The 327-nt window shown below is 64.5% G+C and carries 1 protein-coding gene; it reads left to right on the top strand.

The window, feature by feature from the left end; translation table 11 throughout:
• On the top strand, positions 1 to 327 hold a 327-nt coding region (locus EOD07_RS37420; protein WP_164773006.1), incomplete at both ends, for an outer membrane beta-barrel protein.

The raw sequence follows: 327 nt of genomic DNA, 5'->3' as shown, positions 1-327 counted from the left end.
CTCCACACTCTACACAGCGACGTTGCGCACCGGCTACGAGATCTCCCCTGCCCTGACCCCGTTCACTGAAATCGAGGTCGGCCGCCGGACCTATGATCAACGCATCGACAATGAAGGGTTCGAGCGCTCGTCGACGCGGCTCGGCGCCCGCGCTGGCCTTGCACTCGACATGGGCGAGAAGCTGTCGGGCGAATTCTCGGCCGGCTGGCTCAGGGAAGCGATCGACGACAAAAACCTTGATGCGATCTCGGGTGCCACCGTCAACGCCGACCTCAAATGGTCACCGGAGCGCGGCACCACGATCGGCCTGACCGGGCGGACCACCGT

Source organism: Mesorhizobium sp. M2C.T.Ca.TU.002.02.1.1 (assembly GCF_003997225.1).
This window is presented reverse-complemented; position numbering and strand designations above follow the sequence as displayed.